The organism is Caballeronia ptereochthonis (assembly GCF_001545075.1).
Lineage (GTDB): Bacteria > Pseudomonadota > Gammaproteobacteria > Burkholderiales > Burkholderiaceae > Caballeronia > Caballeronia ptereochthonis.
The window spans coordinates 1-1,317 of sequence record NZ_FCOB02000092.1; the positions used below are offsets into that span (position 1 = coordinate 1).

Consider the following 1,317-nt stretch of genomic DNA (forward strand, 5'->3'; position numbering starts at 1 on the left):
ATCGGCATGGTCGGCGCGAAGGTGGCCGTCGATCCGCACAACTCGCTCGCCGCGAGCGAGGCGATCGACTTCGTGTGCCGCGAGGAGTTCGACCACACGTGCAAGGAAGTCGCGCAAGGCCTTCCGTTCGCGGAGATCAAGGGGCTGAGCTATCGTCTGCCCGACGGCTCGATCGAGCACAACGAAGCGCGCCCGATCCTCGAGAACATGGACGAGCTGCCCTTCGTCGCGCCGGTCTACAAGCGCGATCTGAACATCGGCAATTACTTCATCGGCTATCTGAACTATCCGTACGTGTCGATCTACACGGGACGCGGCTGCCGCTCGCGCTGCACGTTCTGCCTGTGGCCGCAGACCGTGGGCGGGCATCGCTACCGCGTGCGCTCGGTGGAGAACGTGCTCGAAGAAGTGAAGTGGATTCGCGACAACATGCCCGAAGTGAAGGAAATCATGTTCGACGACGACACCTTCACCGACTTCAAGCCGCGTGTCGAGGAAATCGCGCGCGGGCTCGGCAAGCTCGGCATCACGTGGTCGTGCAACGCGAAAGCGAACGTGCCTTACTCGACGCTCAAGATCATGAAGGAGAACGGCCTGCGTCTCTTGCTCGTGGGCTACGAATCCGGCGACGATCAAATTCTTCTGAACATCAAGAAGGGGCTGCGCACGGACATCGCGCGGCGCTTCGCCGACGATTGCCGCAAGCTCGGCATCAAGGTCCACGGCACGTTCATCCTCGGCTTGCCCGGCGAGACGAAGGAGACGATCGAAAAGACCATTCAGTACGCGAAGGAAATCAATCCGCACACCATTCAGGTGTCGCTCGCGGCGCCTTATCCGGGCACCACGCTCTACAACCAGGCCGTCGAAAACGGCTGGCTCGAAGAGAACAAGGTCATCAATCTGGTCAGCAAGGAAGGCGTGCAGCTCGCCGCGATCGGCTATCCGCATCTGTCGCGCGAGGAGATCTATCACGAGCTGGAACGCTTCTACAAGCGCTTCTACTTCCGGCCGTCGAAGATCTGGGAAATCGTGCGCGAGATGCTCACGAGCTGGGACATGATGAAGCGGCGCCTGCGCGAAGGCGTCGAGTTCTTCCGCTTCCTGCGCGCGCACGAGGCATGACGGCGTGCGCGGTCTGATCGTCACGGCCGACGACTTCGGTCTGCACGAGCGTGTGAACGATGCGGTCGCGCTTGCGCATCGCGAGGGCGTGCTCACCTGCGCGAGCCTGATGGTCGGCGCGCCCGCCGCTTACCATGCCGTGAAGATCGCGCGCGAATCGCCGGACTTGCGCGTCGGGCTGCATATCGTGCT

Annotated in this window: 2 protein-coding genes; both read left to right on the forward strand. The window is 62.0% G+C overall.

Features of this window, described 5'->3' with window-relative positions; translation table 11 throughout:
• On the forward strand, window positions 1-1,125 hold a 1,125-nt coding region (hpnJ, locus tag AWB83_RS35575), incomplete at its 5' end, for a hopanoid biosynthesis associated radical SAM protein HpnJ (protein ID WP_087050264.1).
• A gap of 4 nt (window positions 1,126-1,129) precedes the next feature.
• A partial coding sequence (locus tag AWB83_RS35580) for a ChbG/HpnK family deacetylase (RefSeq protein WP_143750168.1) occupies window positions 1,130-1,317 on the forward strand: 188 nt, incomplete at its 3' end.